The sequence below is a fragment of the Salinibacter pepae genome (genome assembly GCF_947077775.1).
Classification (GTDB): Bacteria; Bacteroidota; Rhodothermia; order Rhodothermales; family Salinibacteraceae; genus Salinibacter; species Salinibacter pepae.
This window is the reverse complement of sequence record NZ_CAMTTE010000001.1, coordinates 2,562,162-2,579,298: the sequence shown is the minus strand read 5'-3', so window position 1 is coordinate 2,579,298 and position 17,137 is coordinate 2,562,162. Positions and strand designations below refer to the sequence as shown.

Here is a 17,137-nt window from a genome sequence, read left to right as displayed (position 1 = left end):
CCTGCCCCGTCGCTGTCTCACCCACGTCCTCGCCCCCCACCATGGCGCGCCGCATTGTATTGTCGTCGGACCGGGACGAGCCGTCGGGGTCGACCGAAGACCTTGCGATCGAGTACGCGGAGGCCCTCAACGAGCAGCAGTATGCGGCGGCGACGGCCGGGGAGGGGCCGCTTCTCATCGTGGCCGGAGCGGGCACCGGCAAGACGCGCACCCTCATCTACCGCCTCGCCTACCTGGTGGAGACGGGCACGCGCCCCCAGCAGATCGTGCTGCTCACCTTCACCCGACGGGCGGCCAACGACATGACGGCCCGCGCGTCCAATCTGCTCGACGGGCGCTGCGAGAAGGTGCGCGGCGGCACGTTCCACGCCTTCTGCCTGGAGGTCCTGCGGCAGCACGCCGAGGCCCTCGGCTTCCCCCGCAACTTTACGGTCCTCGACGCGGCGGACGCCGCCGACGTGCTCAGCGTCATTCGCACCCGCGGCGAGTACGGGGACGGGGAGGAACGCTTCCCCCAGAAGAACACGCTCTACTCGATGTTCTCCTCGGCCACGAACCGCGACGAGACGCTCGGCGAGACGATTACGAAGCGCTACCCCCAGTTCACGAGCCTGCACGCGGAGCTGAAGGCCCTCCGCGACGCGTACCGGCGGTACAAAAAGGAGCACGGGCTCATGGACTTCGACGACCTGCTGGAGCGCACGCTGGAGCTCCTCGAGACGGACGACGACGTGCGCCACCAGGTGGCCAGCCGCTGCCGGCACGTGCTGGTTGACGAGTACCAGGACACCAACGCGCTCCAGGCCGAACTGGTCAAAAAGTTTTCGTCGGTTCACGGCAACGTGACCGTGGTGGGCGACGACGCGCAGAGCATCTACAAATTTCGGGGCGCCGACTTCCGCAACATCTTCCGCTTCCCCGACGAGTTTGGCGACGCCGAGGTCTTGAAGCTGGAGCACAACTACCGCTCGACCCAGCCGATCCTGGACCTGGCCAACCGCGTCATCGAGCAGGCCGAGCGCTCGTACGACAAGACGCTCTTTACCGAGAAGACAGCGGGGGAGCTCCCGGCCCTCGTCCCGGCCGCCGACGGCGACATGGAGGCCCGGTTCGTGGCCGAGATGGTGCTGCGCCTGCGCGAGGACGGGATCCCCCTCAGCGACGTGGCGGTGCTCTTCCGCAGCAGCCACAACGCGTACGACCTGGAGGTGGAGCTCAACCAGCGCAACATTCCGTTCGTGAAGTACGGCGGAATGAAGCTCAACGAGGCGGCCCACATCAAGGACGTGCTGGCCCACCTGAAGGTGGTGGAGAACCCGCAGGACGCTGCCTCCTGGAACCGGGCGCTCCAGCTCATCCACGGCATCGGGCCCAAGACGGCCCAGTCCCTCATCGAGTGGACGACGGAGGCGGCCGAGGACCCCCTGACGCTCGGGGACGGCGCTCCGTTCTCCGACCGGTACGCCGCACGGCTCAAACAGCTCTTCTCGACGCTCCGCCACGTCCGCAAGGACGACACCTCAGTGAACGAGCAGGTGGAGGCCATCCTCGACTACTACCAGCCGCTCTTCGAAAACAAGTACGCCGACGACCACCCGAAGCGGGCCCCGGACCTGGAGCACCTGGCCGGCCTCGCCGCCAACCACGAGTCGCGCCGGCGCTTCCTCTCCTCGCTCACGCTCGATCCCATCGAGCTGACCGCCCTGGACCAGGAGACCGGGGAGGACGACGAGCCCCCCCTCGTGCTGTCGACCATCCACTCGGCGAAGGGCCTCGAATTCCACACCGTCTTCCTGATCCGGGCGCTCGACGGCACCATTCCCTCGCGCCACGCGCTCCGCGAGCCGGGCGGGGTCGACGAGGAGCTGCGCCTCTTCTACGTGGCCGTGACGCGGGCGGAGGAGGACCTGTTCATCTCCTACCCGATGACGCAGTACCGGCGGGGGCAGGGCGAGTACATGACGACCCCGAGCCGCTTCGTCGAGGGCCTGCCCGACGACGTCCTCGAACCGGTGCAGCTCGTCGAAGAAGACGCCGTGGACGAGAACGCCCCGGATGCGCCTGAGGGGGGCGACACACTGCCCCCCTCCCGGAACGGGGAGGCCCCGGCGCCCCCCGAATCCACGCGGGACGACGCCCCCCCCGACGACCCTGCCGACGCCGACGGCCTTCCGTTTTAGACGACACGCTTCCGACCTGCTCTCCCCCACTGCTTCATCATGCGGACGCCACACGAACATTCCACGTCGCCCGAGGCGCACGAGGCGGCCAGGGTCCCCCTCGAGATCCTGGAGGTGGGCATGGAGCAACTCGATGCAATCCGGCGCCTCAACGTCGCCATCTTCGACGACGCCCACATCATCGAGACGTTTGAGCGGGACGACCTGCTCATGCTGCTCGCCCGGTCGGGCGGCACCGACGTGGGCTTTAAGCTGGGCTACCGGCTCAACGAGGCCGCGTTCTACAGCGCCAAGGGCGGCGTCCACCCGGCCCATCGTCGCAACGGCATTGCCCGGGCCCTTCTCTACGACATGCTCGACATCGTGGCCGGCCGCGGCTACGAGCGATTCGTGTACGATACGTTTCCAAACAAGCACCCCGGGATGACGGTCCTCGGCCTCGACGAAGGATTCGACGTGATTCGGGCCGGCTACAGCGCCAAGTACCAGGACTACCGGCTCCGCTTTGCGTGCGCCTTCGACGCGGCATGACGTTCGGGCGGACCAGGGACCGCGCCGGCGGTGCCAGAACGCAATCGACGGGCGCCCCCCGCAACACATCTCCGACGCTCCCCCTTCCCTCACACGCTCTTTTATGGATCGCGACACCGCCAAGCAGGCCGCCGCCGAGGCCGCCGTTCAACTCGTCCGCGACGGCATGCACGTAGGCCTCGGCTCCGGCTCCACCACCGCCTACGCCCTCGAATTTCTCGGCCGCCGCATTCAGGCCGAGGACCTCGACGTGCAGGGCGTCCCCACCTCGTTTGCCACCGAGCGCCGCGCCCGCACCCACGGCATCCCGCTCACCTCGCTCGACGACACCCCCAGCCTCGACCTTGCGCTCGATGGGGCCGACGAGGTCGACGACGCCTTTCGCCTCATCAAGGGCGGCGGCGGGGCGCACGCCCGCGAGAAGGTGGTGGCCCACCAGGCCGACCGGTTCGTGGTGCTGGTCGACCCGACGAAAGAGGTGAGCCGGCTCGGCACCCAGTTCCCGGTGCCCGTGGAGGTGCTCCCCATGGCCGCGACGCCGGTAATGAACGCCCTACAGGCGGCGGGGGCGACGCCGACGCTCCGCACGGCCGACGCCAAGGACGGCCCGGTGGTCACCGACCAGGGCCTGTGGATCATCGACGCCCGGTTCCCCGACGGCATCGAGGCCCCCGACGCTCTCGACCGTCGGCTCAACGACCGCCCCGGCGTGCTCGACCACGGCCTGTTCCTCGACATGGCGACCGATGTCCTCGTGGGCCGTCCCGACGAGTCCGTAGACCACCGTTCGGCGTCCTAGCCCGAAGGGGCGGGCCAACTGCTCGCCCTCCACGCAAACAAAAAACGCGCACCGCGGGGACTCCCACGGTGCGCGCTGAAACGGATCAGACGAGAATCGGAGGCCGCGCTACTGAAGCCGGAACGTCACGGGGAGGGACATCTGGACCTTCACGGCCTGTCCCCGCTGCTTCCCCGGCTTGAAGCTCTGCTCCTTCACCGCCTTGACGGCTTCCTCGTTCAGGAGCTTGTGGACGCCTCGCGTCACCTTCGGGTTTTTCACGTTGCCCTGTTCGTCCACGACGAACTGAACGATCACACGCCCCTCGATGCCGGCCTTCTTCGCAAATTCGGGGTACTCGACCGATTGCTGGAGCGCCCTCATGCCGCCGACCAGTTCGGGTTGGTTCTCGACGACCATAAAGATCTCCTGCTCCTCTTCCTCCTCCTCTTCCCCGTCGTCGGGCGGCCCTTGACTGGTGTCCAGCCGCTCGTCCATGTCGAGCGAGGCGTCAAAGTCGGTCTCATTCTCGATAACCTCGTTGTTCGGCACCTCCTGGGGCACCGGCGGCTTCGGGGGCGGCGGCGGCTCCTTCTCCTGCTGGGTCTGCTGGATCTGCTTCATGTCCACGGTCTCCTGCTCCTCCATCTGGACCTGGAACGAGCTTTCGTTCGAGAAGTCGGCCCGGAAGGCCACGATGAGGAGCGTAAGCGAGAGAACCAGACCGATCTCTACGTACAGCGGGTACTGTTTGCGTAGATCTGCCCCTTCTTCCTTGCGCAAGGCCATGGTGGGTCACCTTGTTGTGAGACGATGCGAGTGCCGCCGCGCGGGCACACGGCCGGATGTTGAGCGATACGCGAGGCGAAGATGAATACACCGACCCTTTCTCGATGTTTCAACTTTGGGGCGCCCCCGTCACGCGGATCGGGCTCGCCGAGGGGCCCCGTCGGCCCGCCTGCCCTCCAGTGTAGCGCCACGGCTTAGGCCGACGCCCGATCCGTTCGACGCACATGGTAGACGTAGTATCCTACAAATGCAACGCCGAACCCAAGGAGGTCCGCCGTAACGTCGTAGGGATCCGCCATCCGCTGGACGGGCAGCAGGTGCTGGTACACCTCCGTTCCCACCGCAAACAGCAGCCCCCCGACGAAAAACATTCCGCCGCGCCGACGAAAGCACGCCGAGAGCCTCTCGGTGTCCGGCGGGCACAGGCCGCGCAGCCAGAGAATTCCGAATCCGGCGAAGAGCCCCGCGTGCACGACCTTGTCGAGACCCGTGGCCTGGGCGTCCGGCATGCTTCCGGTGGGGAGGGTCAACGCAACGAGAATGCCGACCGTCCAGAGCGTCGCAAGAAGGCGGTAGTGAACGGTGCGGAGGGACGACAGAATGCGCATCGGGCGGAGGCGTATCAGGGAAGAACAGATATTTCAGAGAAGGCGCGAGATTTACCTCTGCCGGCGCCCCCCTCCGAACCGTTCGGCGGCCACACGGGGAATCATGTCGAGCAGGTCGGTCGCCACCATCGACCGGGGGTCGTGGGTGGTGCCGTACCGCTCGGCCGCGGCCCCGCCCACATGCAGGGCCGCCGCGGCAGCATTGAGCGGCGACAGCCCCTGGGCCATGAGCCCCACGCACTGGCCGGCCAGCACGTCGCCCGTGCCCGCCGTCGCCAGGGCCGGCGTGGCAATGCGTCCGAGGACGGTCCGACCGGACGGCCCGGCAACGACGCTCGGCATGCCTTTCAGCAGACACACGGCGTCCCACCGCTCCGCGTAGGTTTGTGCGGCGCGCACCCGGTCCGTGAGGGCCCCCTCCTCCCCCGCAAGCCGCCGGAACTCCCCGGCGTGCGGCGTCAAGACCCACGGCGCCTGTCGCTGATCGGCCAACTCGTCGATGTGACCGGCCAGTGCGTTGAGGCCGTCGGCGTCGAGCACAAGGGGCGCATCGACCGTCCGCACCAGTCGTCGCACGAACTGTGCCGTTCCCGAGGCGCGCCCGAGACCCGGTCCCACAAGAATAGCGTCCGCAGTGTCTGCGGCCTCGGCCAGCGCATCGAGGGCCGCGTCTGGGGCAATGCCGTCGTCGTCGGTCGGGAGTGGAAGGGTCGGAATCGTCGTAAGGGCCCCGGCGAGCGTCGCGTGGATGGTCTCCGGCCCCGCACACCGCACGTACCCGGCGCCGCTGCGCCCCGCCGCCTTTGCCGCCATGACCGGCGCCCCCGCAAACGGAGGCGCCCCCCCGACGACCAGAGCCGTCCCGACACTGTACTTGTAGGCGTCGGGGTCTCGTGCCGGCCACCACGCCCGCACCGCCGCGTCCGTCGTCTCCCGCGCACAGCCCGGCTTCTCTGCGGCACGGTCGAGCACGAACGGAGGCATGCCGATGTCGACGACCTCTACCGAACCGGCCCGCGTGGGCCCCTTGCCGACCCGCAGGCCCACCTTCGGCGCAGCCATCGTCGCCGTGCGGTCGGCCCGGACGGCGACGCCGAGAACCGCCCCGGTGTCGCTGTGGAGGCCGGTGGGCACGTCGAGGGCCACCGTCGGCGCCGTCCGCCCATTCACCCACGTCACGAGGCTGCGGACGGGCTCCCGCACGTCGCTCGTGAGCCCCGTCCCCAGGAGCGCGTCGACGTAGAGGCGAGGCCGAAGCGGCGCCGTCGCGGCCGTCAGTGTCTCCACGTCCTCCAGCTCCCCGATGGTCAGTCGCCCCCCGACCGCCCCGTCCGCCTGGAGGTGCCGCAGCAACGACAGATTGTGGGCCGCGTCGTCGCTCAGCGCGTCGGGGGCGCTCGCCAGGACGACGTGGACCCGCGCCCCGTCGGTCACGAGGTGCCGCGCCACGACGAGCCCGTCCCCGCCGTTGTTGCCCTTGCCGCAGAGCACCACCACGGCCTCGTCCTCCAGGGGCCCGTAGGCGTCCTGAATGCGCGCGGCACAGCCCCGGCCGGCCGTCTCCATGAGCGTAAAGCTCGGCAGGCCGTACTCCTCAATTGTGTAGCGGTCGGCCGCCTGCATGGCACCCGCTGTAAGGACGGGGGGGCACAGTGCTTCAGCGTCGGAAGAAGCCATCATGTCGGGCAGTGTGTTGCGGTTCAACCAATTGCGCGGAAGTCGTCTCAGCGGCCCCGCCCAGCGGATCCGGACGTGTCGGGCGGCGACGCGTTGGGCCGGGCCGGCTCCGGCACGAGAACCGGAATCCGCAGCGGGACCGGCAGCTCCGTCGTCCACCGGGGGCGCGCCTCCAGCGGCTCTCGGAGCCACGTCACCGGCTCCGCCGGCACGTAGGGCTGAACCTGGCCGCCGTCCCACCGCCCGTTCTCGTTGCGGTCCAGGTACGCCCGAAATCGATACCGGCCCTCCGGCAGCTCCGCGAACTCAAACAGACTGTCGGGCGGCGTGGTCAGTCGGCGGGGGGCCACCGGAATGGAGGACTCGACCGCCGTCAGGTCGACCGCAACGGGGCCGCCGGCCAGCAGCGAGTCCGGGGGCGTCGCGTCCCGCTGCGTCCCCAACGAGCCTTCGGGGGCGGCGAGGGAGTCGGCCCGGGCCGAGTCGGCAGGAATGGGCGACGGGCGGGCCGCGGGGGCGTCCCCGTCCGCTTCTCCCCCCTCCGCCGCCGCGCGCGTCGTGTCGACGACGCGGGCCCGACCCGCAAGCTCGCCGAGCACCCGGCCGGTGACGCGCCGGAAGCGACGACGGACGGTCGTATCCGGCTGGGCAAATACGTCCCCCGCCACCCGCACGTCGACGACCTTCCCCGGCGAAAGGGGCGGGTCGGGCCGAAGTCGGTAGGTGGTGCCGTCGTCGGTTGCGAACGAGACAGACTGGGGGGCGCCGGTGGTGTCCCGAACGTCCACGCCCTCCCGCAGTGCCGCACTGTCCGGGGCCTGATTAAATCGGACGCCCGGCTGCACGCCCGGCAGGAGGGGACGCGCCCCCGTTGAGTCTTGCCCCAGGCCGGTCGGCACGAACCCTCGGAACCGCGTGCGCAGGGTGTCGGCCCGCGCGGCCGCCCCGAACCGGGCCGTGTCCGGCCTGAGCGGCTGTCCCAGCGTATCGACCACCGCGCCACGCCGCAGCGGGAGGGCGTGGCGCGCGTCGGGCATCGACGCCGTGCGCACCACGATCGCGTTCGGGCGATCGGGGGCGTTGTACACCCCCCGCACGGCCACCGGGGTGCCGGTGGCCGCGTCGCGCGGGGCCCATGCCGTCGGGGCTCGCGTCCCGAGCCGCACCGGCTCGTCGAAGCGCAGGCGCAGGCGCTGCCGACTCACCGGCCGCACCTGCTGGAGCTGCGGGGCGGTCGTGTCGCGCCGCGCCAGGAGCCAGGGCACCGGCACCGCTGCGGCCCCACTGTCGGCCCGGATCGACAGCCGGGGCGGCACGGCCACCGGCTCTTGGGGATCGGGCTGGCGATTGCGGTTGTTGTCGCGGAGGGCAAGAACATAGTAGGGCCCTTCCCGCATGTAGTCGAACGAGAAGCGCCCCCCCTCGCCGGTCTGTGTGCGGTAGCTGGGCGCGTCGGGCAGCGGCCGGACGGCCGACGCCCCGGGCGGGAGGGCGTAGGCAAACACATCCACGCCCTGCTGGGTGGTGCCCGCGGGGCCGTTCACGACACGGCCTTCAATCTGGCCCCGGTTGATGCGCTTCCCCGTCGAAAACGCCACCGTGATCGGGGTGTCGAGCGAGACGCCCCGGGCGTCGCTCAGGGTCGTGCCGAACGTGAAGATGTAGGTCGTGCTGTCGCGAAGCGCGGACGGAAATTGAATCTCGACCGCCCGTCCGTCCCAGCTGAACTGGGGCCGCTGCTCGAAGGTCGGGGTGATGGACAGGGCCTGGGAAAGGGTGCTCCGCTCCACGTACTCCGAAAACTCGACACGCAGCGCCCCCACGTCCGTAGACACGTCGACGGTGTCCTGTACGGGACGTGTCTGGACGACCGAGGGGGGCGTGCTGTCCCTTGGGCCGCCGCTCGGGGCCTGCGGATTGGCGCAGGACACGAGGAGCCCAATCAGCAGCCCGAAGGCACTTCCGACGGCACACCGGCTCCCATTTTTAGTGCCTCCGTCCCAGCCCCCCCCGCTGCTACCCAACCCCAACATTCCGTCCATCCTCGTCACACCCATCAATCGAGACCAGAGAACTGCACATCCGGGATTGGTCGGGGCGTCGTTCACGCGTAGATCCCGCGCATCCGGAGCGCCTCGGCCACCCGACGGATTCCCACCACGTACGCCGCGATGCGGAGGGACACGTCGTACTTGTCCGCCGCCGTGTAGACCTTGTCGAACGCCTCCCCCATCATGCGGTCGAGGCGGCGGTTTACTTCCTCTTCGGTCCAGAAGAAGCCCTGTCGGTTCTGGACCCATTCGAAGTACGACGCCGTCACGCCCCCCGCATTCGCGAGAATGTCCGGGATGACGAGCACCTCCTTCTCCGCCAGCACCTCGTCGGCCGCCGGATGGGTGGGTCCGTTCGCCCCCTCCGCCACGATCCGGGCCCGCAGGTCCTCCGCGATCTCGCGGTCAATCTGATCCTCCTTGGCCGCCGGCACGAGCACGTCCACGTCGAGCGTCAGGAGCTCTTCGTTGGTGATGTGCTGTGCCTCCTCGTAGCCCGCCAGCGTCCCCCCGTTCTGCTGGGTGTAGGCCTTCATCGCCTTCAGGTCGAGGCCGTTCTCGTTATAGTATCCCCCCGTGATGTCGCTGACGGCCACCACGGTACACCCCTGCTCGCCCAGCAGGTCGGCGGCCGTGGCCCCGACGTTGCCGAAGCCCTGTACGGCTACGGTGCAGTCGCCCGGCGCAAGCCCGATCTGCTCCATCGCGGCGAGCGTCACGGTCATCACGCCCCGGCCGGTGGCCTGCCGACGCCCCTTCGACCCCCCGAGGCCAACGGGCTTGCCCGTCACGACGGCATTTTCGGTCTGGCGGGCGTGCATCGAGTACGTGTCTAGCACCCAGGCCATGATCTGCTCGTTCGTGTTCATGTCGGGGGCCGGGATGTCCTTGTCCGGGCCGAACACGTCGAACAGGTCGGCGGTGTAGCGCCGCGTGAGCCGCTCCAGTTCGCCCGGGCTCATCTCTTCCGGATTGCACGCGACCCCTCCCTTCGCGCCGCCGAAGGGCAGGTCCACCAGCGAGCACTTCCACGTCATCCAACCGGCCAGCGCCTTCACCTCGTTGAGCGTCACGTCCGGCGCGAAGCGGATGCCGCCCTTGCTGGGCCCCAGGACGTTGTTGTGGATGACCCGGTAGCCCTCGAAGATCTTCACGCGGCCCGAGTCCATCTCCACCGGAATCGACGTTACGTGCATCCGTGCCGGGCGGCACAGATACTCGTAGAAGCCGGGGCTCAGTTCGAGAATTTCGGCGGCCACGTCGAACCGCTCCATCATGGACTGGAACGGGCTGTCGTGGTCGATCGGGGCCGGCTCACGATACGCCGACCGTTCGTAGACGTCAAAGTTGAACGGCATGGGACTGCGGACCAAAATGCGATGATGGTGAACAGAAGGCCTTTCTGCCTTCCCGAATGAAGCCGGACGGGGAACCAGGAAGATCCGGATTCTCCGCCAAAAAGTCGAACGGCCGACGGTTCCTCCTGAAGCGAACGATCCGCGGCGCCTTCAGTTGCTCCGCCGCGTCGTTCGCCGTTCCCTTTCCCTCTTGTCGCTCAATTTTCATGCCCACGCCCCTGTCCAACCGCCGCCGCAAGGCCATCGCCGCCCTCACCCGCCGCCGGGGCCGCCGGCGGCACGACCGGACGCTCGTCGAAGGGCCCCGTGCCCTCCGGGCGGCGCTCGACGCGGACGCCCCCCTCGTGGAGGCCGTCGTGACCCCGGACGGGCGTGGCGACCCGACCGTTCAGGCCCTCCTGGAGCAGCTGTCGGTCTCTGTGTACGAGACGGACCCCGACACGATGACGACCCTTACCGACGTGGAGACGCCCCAGGGCGTCGTGGCCGTAGCGGAGCGCCGCCTTCGGGATCCCGCCACGATGCCCGAGCAGATCGGCGAGGCCGGCACGGTTCTCGTGCTGGACGGGATTCAGGACCCGGGCAATGTGGGCACGCTGCTCCGCACGGCGGCGTGGTTCGGGGCCCAGGCCGTCGTGGCCGGGCCCGGCACTGCGGGCCTGTACGGCCCCAAGGTGATGCGCGCGGGGGCCGGGGGTCACTGGGCCCTGCCTCTCGCCCGCACGGACGCCCCGGGCCCCTTCCTCGACCGCCTTCGCCGCCACGGGGCCGCCCTCTACGGGGCCGACCTCCAGGGCACCCGCGCCGATGCCTGGGGCCCCGACCGGCCCTCGGCCCTCGTGCTGGGCAGCGAGGCCCACGGCCTCAGTGCCGCCGTGCTCGACCGCCTCGACCTGACGGTGTCCCTCCCGGGCGCCCCCGATCGCCCCGCCGCCGAGTCGCTCAACGTGGCCGTCGCCGGTGGGATTCTCCTGTACGAGTGGCTCGGCCCCTGACCGCAGATCCGCTGTGCCGGACAACCATTAAGAAATAAGAAACGACGTTAGGTCCCGGGCGGCCCGCGTGTCTACCGGATGCATTTCATTTGGGGCACATTTCTCCCAAAGCCCGGTCTCTTGGTGGGGGTCCGGGCTTTTTTCTATGCCGGTACGCAATTTTTGCGGTCCTTTCCCGAACGATTCGTCTCCCTCCGCCGCCTTGTGGGTGGGGGCCTGGAAACGGCGACGACCCACACGCATTGGGGACCGACGGCTGCTCACCTCAAGTCTGTGCCTCTCATTCTTCTTTCGCTCCCATGCCCACCTACACGATCATCGGCTTCGAGAAGGACGGCTTCGATCCCTTTTCGAGCGTCGCGACCGCCGACACCCCCACCGAGGCGGCCCAGAAGGCCATCCAGGACACGTTCATCAAGACCCAGGGCCGGCGCCCCCCCAACACCGAAGCGCTTGCCCAGCTCGAAAACGAAACGGGACTCTTCGTCGTCGGCATTGTGGAGGGCGACCACGACAACCTGAACGAGATCGTCGACCACTACGAGCAGTGGGACTAGGGGCTTGCGACGTGCGACCCGCAACGCACAGGGCCCCCGCCCGCTTCGTGGCCCCGTCTTCATCAGTGGGGGCGTCGGGAGTGGGCCGCTACCCCGATGCGAGCAGATCGTCCAGGGCCGCGCTGATCTCTTCGAGGCACCACCGGTAGTCGGCGAGCGACCCGCCGTAGGGGTCGGGGACGGCCCAGGTGACCATCGCGTCGGGGGCCCAGCCGTGATCGTCTCGGAGTCGGCGCGCCACCGCCGGACTCATGGCCACGATCCGCTCGGCCGCCGACGGGTCCACCGCGGACACGTCACGGGGCGTGTGGGACCGTAGCGACAGCCCTCGTGCCTCGCGCAGGGCTCGATCTGCATTCGGCGCCGCCCCGTCGCCCGCCGCCGCGGACACCCCTGCACTCTCGGCCGCTACGCCCCGGGCCTCCGCAAGGGCCTCGGCCAGGGGGCTGCGGCACGTGTTGCCGGTGCAGACGAAGAGAAGTTGCACGCTCATGGTCGGCCTTCAGGGATCGGATGCGGAGTCGAGGGGCATAGCCAGTGCCTGCCGTGGGGCCCCCTACGCCCCCCAGCGGCTCCACCCGACGCGGATCACGGACGCCACGAGGTATGCCCCGTAGATCAGCCCCCCAATGACGGCGGCATCGCCGAGCGTTGCCGGATCCACCGACGGATGAAGGGCCCGGTGAAGCGCCCGCGGGGGCGCCAGCCAGGCCGCACAGAAAGAATTCTGCTCGGGCCCCCAAGCACACCGGAGCGCGGGCACCGTGAGCAGCAGGCTCACGCCACAGAAGGCCGTGGCCCCCGTCTGCCAGCGCCGAACCCAGGTCGCCACGGGCCCCTCCCCCGGCGCCGCCGGCCCGGGCACAAAGAGAACATCGCCGGCCTGGAGCACGAGCGGGATCACGACGAGGGCCGTGTTGCCCGCCACGAAGGCCTCGGGGCGGCCGTCTACCATCAGGTAGACCGTCACCATGAGCAGCGACGAGGCCCGCCAGTAGGCCAGCAGGTGGCCTCGCACCGCGGGCCGCCGCACCGACGCGAGCAGGAGCCCCAGCGGCGCAACCACCAGAAGGACCGTGGCGAGAACGAAGTCAAGTCGAATGAGGACGGAAAGCACAGCGCAGCGTGCTCTGTCGGACGGTCCGCCGCGACGGCATGCTGTCTGGGCGGCAGAGTGACGGGACAGGATCGGGAGGATTGGCCCACGCCTCCAGCCCCCGCAGGCCGAGGGCGTCCCAAACACAACAAGCCCCCGGCATCCGGAGGCTTGAGGGGAAGCGGTGGGCCCTCCTGGATTTGAACCAGGGACCTCTCGCGTGTGAGGCGAGCGCTCTAAACCGCTGAGCTAAGAGCCCGTTCAAATTGGATCGGTGCTAACGGAGGTGACTGGACCGTGTTCGACCAAAATGGAGCAAAGTTCTCCCGTCGGCCTCAGCGCTCCCCAGCCGTCATAAACGTCGGAGGCGGGCGGCTTGTATCGGTGCTCGGTGCCGAAACGCCCGTCGGGAGCGTGAAGAGTCGGTCGTCTGACGAGAACGACGAGGCGCGCGGCGGTCGGCCCCGGTCGGCTGCGCCCCGGCGCGGCGATGCTTCGCCTCGCCCCTCCGACGGCGCGGCCTGTCGCTCAATCGCAGTGGCCGGTCCGGACGAGAGCGTAGACGGCTCCACGAGCATCGACCCGGCGAGAAACCCCACGACGAGGGCCACCGCAATGGACGACGCAAGCCCGAGGGCCACGACAGACCGACTGGTCTCCTCCGACGCAATCAGTTCTGGAGCGGCGTCTCGGAGAAGATTTTCTTCCGCCTCTCGCGCGGCTTCCACCGGGGCCGTGTGCGGCGCCCCGGTGTCCTCGCCCCCGCAGAGCAGTTCGCGCGTCTGGCGAAGGCGCTCTATGTGGGCCCGCAGCTCAGGATTGGCCTCCACGTACTGCTCAAAGACGGCCTCGACCGAAGGGTCCATGGTCCCGTCCACGTACTCGCAGAGCCACTCGTCGAGCCACTCGTAGGAAGGGGCCCCGTCGCCGGACGCCTCTCCGTCAAAGGGTCGCTCGGGGAACTGCATAAACAGTGGCTCGCCGGATGTACGTTTGCGTCGGAGACCGTGGCACGAGATCCTTCGTCGAGCCGCCCTCGGGCCCTACGACATGGGGAAACGATCGTCCCATGCGGTGCGAACACGCACTGCGGATTCGGGGGACGGCCCGTCGTCGGTACGTATTCGGGCTACGCACTCCTTGTTTCCGTGAATTCCGGGCCTAGCCGGCGCAAACGGATCTGAACGGCGCCGTGGAGACGACGCGTCCCCGTTCGGAAACGCTCTCTCCCTACGCCGCCACCGGACGGGCCTCCGGCGGGAGCAGCCGCCGCAACAGGAGCGTCATCACGAGCGAGGCCTCGCGGGACGCCCCGCCCTTGAGCTCGTAGTCCGCCGCCACGAGGGCCGAGTAGGCGTCGGCAATCGCCGAGCGGTCGTAGCGCTGGGCGGCGTGCTTGTACTCCTCTACGAAGTAGGGGCTGACCCCGATGTAGCCGGCGAGGTCGTACTTGTTCTCGCGCAGGGCCCCGGGCTTCTGCAACTTCCAGAGCTTGTCGAAATAGCCGTTGAGCACGGCCACCATCATGATGGCCTCGCTGCGCGGGTTGGACGCCTGCTGCAGAATGCGGTCGACAATGCGCTGTGCGTCGGCGGGACGCCCCTCCCCCAGGGCGCTCTGCAGCTCAAAGACGTTGAACTCGCGTGTCTGGCCGCTGGCGGCAAGCACATCGTCGGCCGTGAGTCGCGTGGCGTCGCCGGCAAACGTGATGAGCTTCTCAATCTCGCTCGCCGCCCGCTGCAGGTCGGTGCCCACGTAATCGGCGAGCATCTGGACGGCCTTCGGCTTGATCTCGTGCCCCTGGCCCTGTACGTAGTCCTGGATCCAGCCCGGCATCTCGTTGTCGTACGGCGACTCGAACTCGGACCACGCGGCGTGCTCCTTCAGCGCGCGGTACGGATGGGCGCTCAGGTTCGGTTTGCTGGTGCAGGCGAGCAGGACGATGGACTGCGGGTTGGGCTGGGCGGCGTAGTCCTTGAACTGGCGGTTGTTCTCGAGCTTCTCGAACTCGCGGACCACCACGACCCGCTTCGGCGCCCCCGCCGGGAAGCCCTGACACAGCCCGATCACCTCCGAGGCCTCGGTCTCCGACCCGTACACCACGTCGAGGTTGAAGTCGTGCTGGCTCGGGTCGAGCGCCTCGTCGATGAGCAGCTCCTGCAGCTCATCGATCAGGAAGGTCTCCTCCCCAAAGAAGAAATAGAGGGGCTCAAAGTTTTGGTGCCGGAAGGCCGTGGCCAGATCGTCGTAGGACGGGCCCGTGTCTTTTGCCATTGGCGTGGGTCAATGCCGAATTGCGGATGAACGCGCTCGTGCCCCCCCCGATGCGCCCCGTTCGCGCGCCGCGGGCGTCAGGTCGGCAGGGGCTCGTCGTCCTCGGAGAGGTGGGCCCCGTGGAGCCGGTAGCCGAGATCGCGGAGCCGCTGGAAATCGTTCTTCGTCATGCGGTGGACCAGCCCGAAGAGGGTGAGCGGCTCGTCCTCCAGCGTGGCGGCGCGGTGCCAGGCGTCGAGGGGCAACTCGTCCAGCCGTTCGGTGAGCGCACGCCGGGCCCCTTTCACCTCCTGCAGGATGTCGTCGATGGCCCGGTCATTCCAGCCCGCGTCGTACACCTCCGCGTCCACGTCGACCGGCGCCAGGTCCGGCTCCTCCTCGTCAACAATCCGGTCGACCCGCGTCCGACGCACCTCGGCGTCGAGCGTCGCGATGGCCCCGTACAACTCTTTCATCGTAAGGGCGTCGGGCTCGGGGCGTCCGCCAAGAATCTCGTCGGGCAGGCCGTCCACCACCGTCCGGAGGGCCGTAATCTCGTCAACGAGGTACCCGAACTGGTCCACCAGGGCGTCTCGTAGGGCCTCGGGGTCCTCGGCCCGCGCCTCGGCAATGTCAATGGTCTCTTCCATCTGCGTGCGGACGTGTTTTGGGGAGAAAGGGGACGTGCCGAGACGGGGGGACCCGTTCCCATCCGACCGTGGCGACTGTTTCGGCTTTGCGATGGCGGTGCGGCCAGCCGCCTCCCGACTACTCCGCGGCGTGCGTGGTCTGCGGCGGGCCCTGCCGGTCGCCCCCCCAGTCCTGATCGCCCTCCGTGGCCATGCGATCTTCACGCTGGTGGGTGGTGTCCAGGTCGTCCATGCCCTCCTCGGCCAGCCAGTCCAGGAAGTGCTGGTCCTTCACGCTGTGGAGGTTGTTCTCCTTCTTGAAGTCCCACTGCTGCCCGAACTGCTTGTTTTTGTACTGATCCAGGTACTCGAGGCGATCCTGCATCTGCTCGCTCGGCCGCAGCAGGTCATCGAGGTCGAAGACCGCCTCGTCGCGGCTCTGGAAGGTGAGGTCGTGCTCCTTCGACATGACGATCGCCTCCTCCGGGCACACCTCCTCACAGAAGCCACAGTAGATGCAGCGGAGCATGTTGATTTCGAACCACTCCGGCTCCCGCTCCTTCACGTTGTTCACCTCCTTCGACTGCATGGAGATGGCGAGCGGCGGGCAGGCGCGGGCACACAGGTTGCAGGAGACGCACCGCGGCCGATCGTCCTCCTCCACGAGCACCGGCCGCCCGCGGTAGCTGTCCGGCGGGTACCACTGCTCCTCCGGGTACTCGAACGTGTAGGTCGGCTCGTTGGCCATCCGGTCGAACGAGTAGCCGAGCCCCTTGAACAGCTCCGGCAGGTAGAGGCTCTCCCAGAAATTGAGGTCCCGCTCGTTCTCTTTCTTTGTGTTCTCGGGCGTGCCAGGCATGGGGATTGGGGGGTGAGGGTTTGGAGTCGGGGATGCAGGCGCCAGGGGGTTCACTTCAGAAGTGTGGGGTATACGCACTGCGGGAGGAAGGATTCCATCGTGCCGTCAAAAACCCGTTCATACCCTCTCCTCGGTGCACAACCCTCAACGCGAAGCCCCTAATTCATCCGGGGGTCGTCGGGAAAGTTGGCGAGGACGGCGTACTCCCCACCCATGCGCCGCAGAATGGCGCGCCAGAGCTGATCGGGATCGGTGTCAAAAACGAACTCGGCGGCGCCGGGCGCCGGAATCCAGGCCTCCTCCCCGAGCTCGCCTTCGAGCTGACCGGGGCCCCACCCCGCGTAGCCGAGGAAGAACCGCAGGTTGTCGGGCGCGGCGTCCCCGCCCTTGGCGAGCTGCTGCACGGCCTCGAAGTCGCCGCCCCACGTCATGTCGCCGGGCAGCGCCACGCCGCCCGGAATGTCCTCCCGCGTGTGGAGGTAGTGCAGGGTTTCGCGCTGCACGGGCCCCCCCATGTACAGCGGCGGGTCGTAGGTGACATACTCGTCAAGCACGTCGCCGAGCTGGACGTCGAGCTCGCGGTTCAGAATGAGCCCGAAGGTGCCCTCCCGGTCGTTGTGCTCGCAGAGCAGCACCACGGAGCGGCGGAAGTTCGGATCCTGCATCATTGGGGCCGAGATAAGCAGCGTGCCGGGGCCGAGGTCGACCTCGTCGGAATCAGGCATCGGACGGACAGAAGACGGGATGGGCTGAAAACATCGCGCTACGCGCTACCG

General features: G+C 68.5%; 17 protein-coding genes and 1 tRNA gene. 5 read left to right on the top strand and 13 right to left on the bottom strand.

Annotated features, from left to right (window positions below; genetic code table 11):
- Positions 1-41 precede the first annotated feature (41 nt).
- The 3 genes from OJA40_RS10700 (at position 42) to rpiA (ending at position 3,510) form a co-directional block, all read left to right on the top strand.
- A complete protein-coding gene (locus OJA40_RS10700; RefSeq protein WP_263810612.1) occupies positions 42-2,180 on the top strand; it encodes an ATP-dependent helicase in 2,139 nt (712 codons plus the stop codon).
- 39 nt (positions 2,181-2,219) lie between these two features.
- On the top strand, positions 2,220-2,711 hold the full coding sequence (locus OJA40_RS10695; RefSeq protein ID WP_208425473.1) for a GNAT family N-acetyltransferase: 492 nt from the start codon (positions 2,220-2,222) through the stop codon (positions 2,709-2,711).
- A 103-nt stretch (positions 2,712-2,814) separates the two neighbouring features.
- Positions 2,815-3,510, top strand: coding sequence for a ribose-5-phosphate isomerase RpiA (rpiA, locus tag OJA40_RS10690; RefSeq protein ID WP_208425474.1), 696 nt, complete (start codon positions 2,815-2,817; stop codon positions 3,508-3,510).
- Positions 3,511-3,618: 108 nt separating this feature from the next.
- Here the strand turns inward: rpiA and OJA40_RS10685 are convergent, their stop codons facing one another.
- The 5 genes from OJA40_RS10685 to OJA40_RS10665 all read right to left on the bottom strand — a co-directional run bounded on the left by OJA40_RS10685 (position 3,619) and on the right by OJA40_RS10665 (position 9,972).
- Positions 3,619-4,278, bottom strand: a complete 660-nt coding sequence (locus tag OJA40_RS10685) for an energy transducer TonB (RefSeq protein ID WP_103015638.1) — start codon at positions 4,276-4,278, stop codon at positions 3,619-3,621.
- 194 nt (positions 4,279-4,472) lie between these two features.
- Positions 4,473-4,886 (bottom strand): VanZ family protein, encoded by a 414-nt coding sequence (locus OJA40_RS10680; protein WP_011403285.1) that lies wholly within the window; start codon positions 4,884-4,886, stop codon positions 4,473-4,475.
- A 51-nt stretch (positions 4,887-4,937) separates the two neighbouring features.
- On the bottom strand, positions 4,938-6,563 hold the full coding sequence (locus tag OJA40_RS10675) for an NAD(P)H-hydrate dehydratase (protein ID WP_208425475.1): 1,626 nt from the start codon (positions 6,561-6,563) through the stop codon (positions 4,938-4,940).
- 47 nt (positions 6,564-6,610) lie between these two features.
- Positions 6,611-8,596, bottom strand: coding sequence for an Ig-like domain-containing domain (locus tag OJA40_RS10670; RefSeq protein WP_263810610.1), 1,986 nt, complete (start codon positions 8,594-8,596; stop codon positions 6,611-6,613).
- 71 nt (positions 8,597-8,667) lie between these two features.
- Positions 8,668-9,972, bottom strand: coding sequence for a Glu/Leu/Phe/Val family dehydrogenase (locus OJA40_RS10665; protein ID WP_208425477.1), 1,305 nt, complete (start codon positions 9,970-9,972; stop codon positions 8,668-8,670).
- A gap of 206 nt (positions 9,973-10,178) precedes the next feature.
- Between OJA40_RS10665 and OJA40_RS10660 the strand changes: the two genes are divergently transcribed.
- Both OJA40_RS10660 and OJA40_RS10655 read left to right on the top strand, forming a co-directional pair.
- On the top strand, positions 10,179-10,967 hold the full coding sequence (locus OJA40_RS10660; RefSeq protein WP_208425478.1) for a TrmH family RNA methyltransferase: 789 nt from the start codon (positions 10,179-10,181) through the stop codon (positions 10,965-10,967).
- A gap of 299 nt (positions 10,968-11,266) precedes the next feature.
- Positions 11,267-11,524: a hypothetical protein gene (locus OJA40_RS10655; protein WP_263790559.1), complete on the top strand. Its 258-nt coding sequence runs from the start codon at positions 11,267-11,269 to the stop codon at positions 11,522-11,524.
- 88 nt (positions 11,525-11,612) lie between these two features.
- On the opposite strand, the gene OJA40_RS10650 is transcribed toward OJA40_RS10655, so the two are convergent.
- The 8 genes from OJA40_RS10650 to OJA40_RS10615 all read right to left on the bottom strand — a co-directional run bounded on the left by OJA40_RS10650 (position 11,613) and on the right by OJA40_RS10615 (position 17,086).
- Entirely contained in the window at positions 11,613-12,017 is a 405-nt protein-coding gene (locus OJA40_RS10650; RefSeq protein ID WP_208425480.1) for an arsenate-mycothiol transferase ArsC, read from the bottom strand.
- A 63-nt stretch (positions 12,018-12,080) separates the two neighbouring features.
- Complete coding sequence (locus tag OJA40_RS10645; RefSeq protein WP_208425481.1) at positions 12,081-12,641, bottom strand: DUF3177 family protein; 561 nt, start codon at positions 12,639-12,641, stop codon at positions 12,081-12,083.
- A gap of 164 nt (positions 12,642-12,805) precedes the next feature.
- A tRNA-Val gene (locus OJA40_RS10640) sits at positions 12,806-12,879 on the bottom strand.
- Between the two features lie 76 nt (positions 12,880-12,955).
- Complete coding sequence (locus OJA40_RS10635) at positions 12,956-13,588, bottom strand: anti-sigma factor (protein WP_263810609.1); 633 nt, start codon at positions 13,586-13,588, stop codon at positions 12,956-12,958.
- 262 nt (positions 13,589-13,850) lie between these two features.
- A complete protein-coding gene (holA, locus tag OJA40_RS10630; RefSeq protein WP_208425482.1) occupies positions 13,851-14,894 on the bottom strand; it encodes a DNA polymerase III subunit delta in 1,044 nt (347 codons plus the stop codon).
- A gap of 77 nt (positions 14,895-14,971) precedes the next feature.
- Positions 14,972-15,523, bottom strand: a complete 552-nt coding sequence (locus OJA40_RS10625; protein WP_263808969.1) for a DinB family protein — start codon at positions 15,521-15,523, stop codon at positions 14,972-14,974.
- 118 nt (positions 15,524-15,641) lie between these two features.
- Positions 15,642-16,361: a NuoI/complex I 23 kDa subunit family protein gene (locus OJA40_RS10620; RefSeq protein WP_208425483.1), complete on the bottom strand. Its 720-nt coding sequence runs from the start codon at positions 16,359-16,361 to the stop codon at positions 15,642-15,644.
- Between the two features lie 158 nt (positions 16,362-16,519).
- Positions 16,520-17,086, bottom strand: coding sequence for a YqgE/AlgH family protein (locus tag OJA40_RS10615; protein WP_183990658.1), 567 nt, complete (start codon positions 17,084-17,086; stop codon positions 16,520-16,522).
- Between the last annotated feature and the right edge of the window lie 51 nt (positions 17,087-17,137).

Coding starts and splice junctions, on each gene's coding strand:
- holA (WP_208425482.1), bottom strand. CDS start 14,894: ATGGCAAAAGACACGGGCCCGTCCTACGACGATCTGGCCACGGCCTTC.
- OJA40_RS10695 (WP_208425473.1), top strand. CDS start 2,220: ATGCGGACGCCACACGAACATTCCACGTCGCCCGAGGCGCACGAGGCG.
- OJA40_RS10670 (WP_263810610.1), bottom strand. CDS start 8,596: ATGTTGGGGTTGGGTAGCAGCGGGGGGGGCTGGGACGGAGGCACTAAA.
- OJA40_RS10675 (WP_208425475.1), bottom strand. CDS start 6,563: ATGGCTTCTTCCGACGCTGAAGCACTGTGCCCCCCCGTCCTTACAGCG.
- OJA40_RS10620 (WP_208425483.1), bottom strand. CDS start 16,361: ATGCCTGGCACGCCCGAGAACACAAAGAAAGAGAACGAGCGGGACCTC.
- OJA40_RS10700 (WP_263810612.1), top strand. CDS start 42: ATGGCGCGCCGCATTGTATTGTCGTCGGACCGGGACGAGCCGTCGGGG.
- OJA40_RS10625 (WP_263808969.1), bottom strand. CDS start 15,523: ATGGAAGAGACCATTGACATTGCCGAGGCGCGGGCCGAGGACCCCGAG.
- OJA40_RS10655 (WP_263790559.1), top strand. CDS start 11,267: ATGCCCACCTACACGATCATCGGCTTCGAGAAGGACGGCTTCGATCCC.
- OJA40_RS10665 (WP_208425477.1), bottom strand. CDS start 9,972: ATGCCGTTCAACTTTGACGTCTACGAACGGTCGGCGTATCGTGAGCCG.
- OJA40_RS10650 (WP_208425480.1), bottom strand. CDS start 12,017: ATGAGCGTGCAACTTCTCTTCGTCTGCACCGGCAACACGTGCCGCAGC.
- rpiA (WP_208425474.1), top strand. CDS start 2,815: ATGGATCGCGACACCGCCAAGCAGGCCGCCGCCGAGGCCGCCGTTCAA.
- OJA40_RS10615 (WP_183990658.1), bottom strand. CDS start 17,086: ATGCCTGATTCCGACGAGGTCGACCTCGGCCCCGGCACGCTGCTTATC.
- OJA40_RS10685 (WP_103015638.1), bottom strand. CDS start 4,278: ATGGCCTTGCGCAAGGAAGAAGGGGCAGATCTACGCAAACAGTACCCG.
- OJA40_RS10680 (WP_011403285.1), bottom strand. CDS start 4,886: ATGCGCATTCTGTCGTCCCTCCGCACCGTTCACTACCGCCTTCTTGCG.
- OJA40_RS10635 (WP_263810609.1), bottom strand. CDS start 13,588: ATGCAGTTCCCCGAGCGACCCTTTGACGGAGAGGCGTCCGGCGACGGG.
- OJA40_RS10660 (WP_208425478.1), top strand. CDS start 10,179: ATGCCCACGCCCCTGTCCAACCGCCGCCGCAAGGCCATCGCCGCCCTC.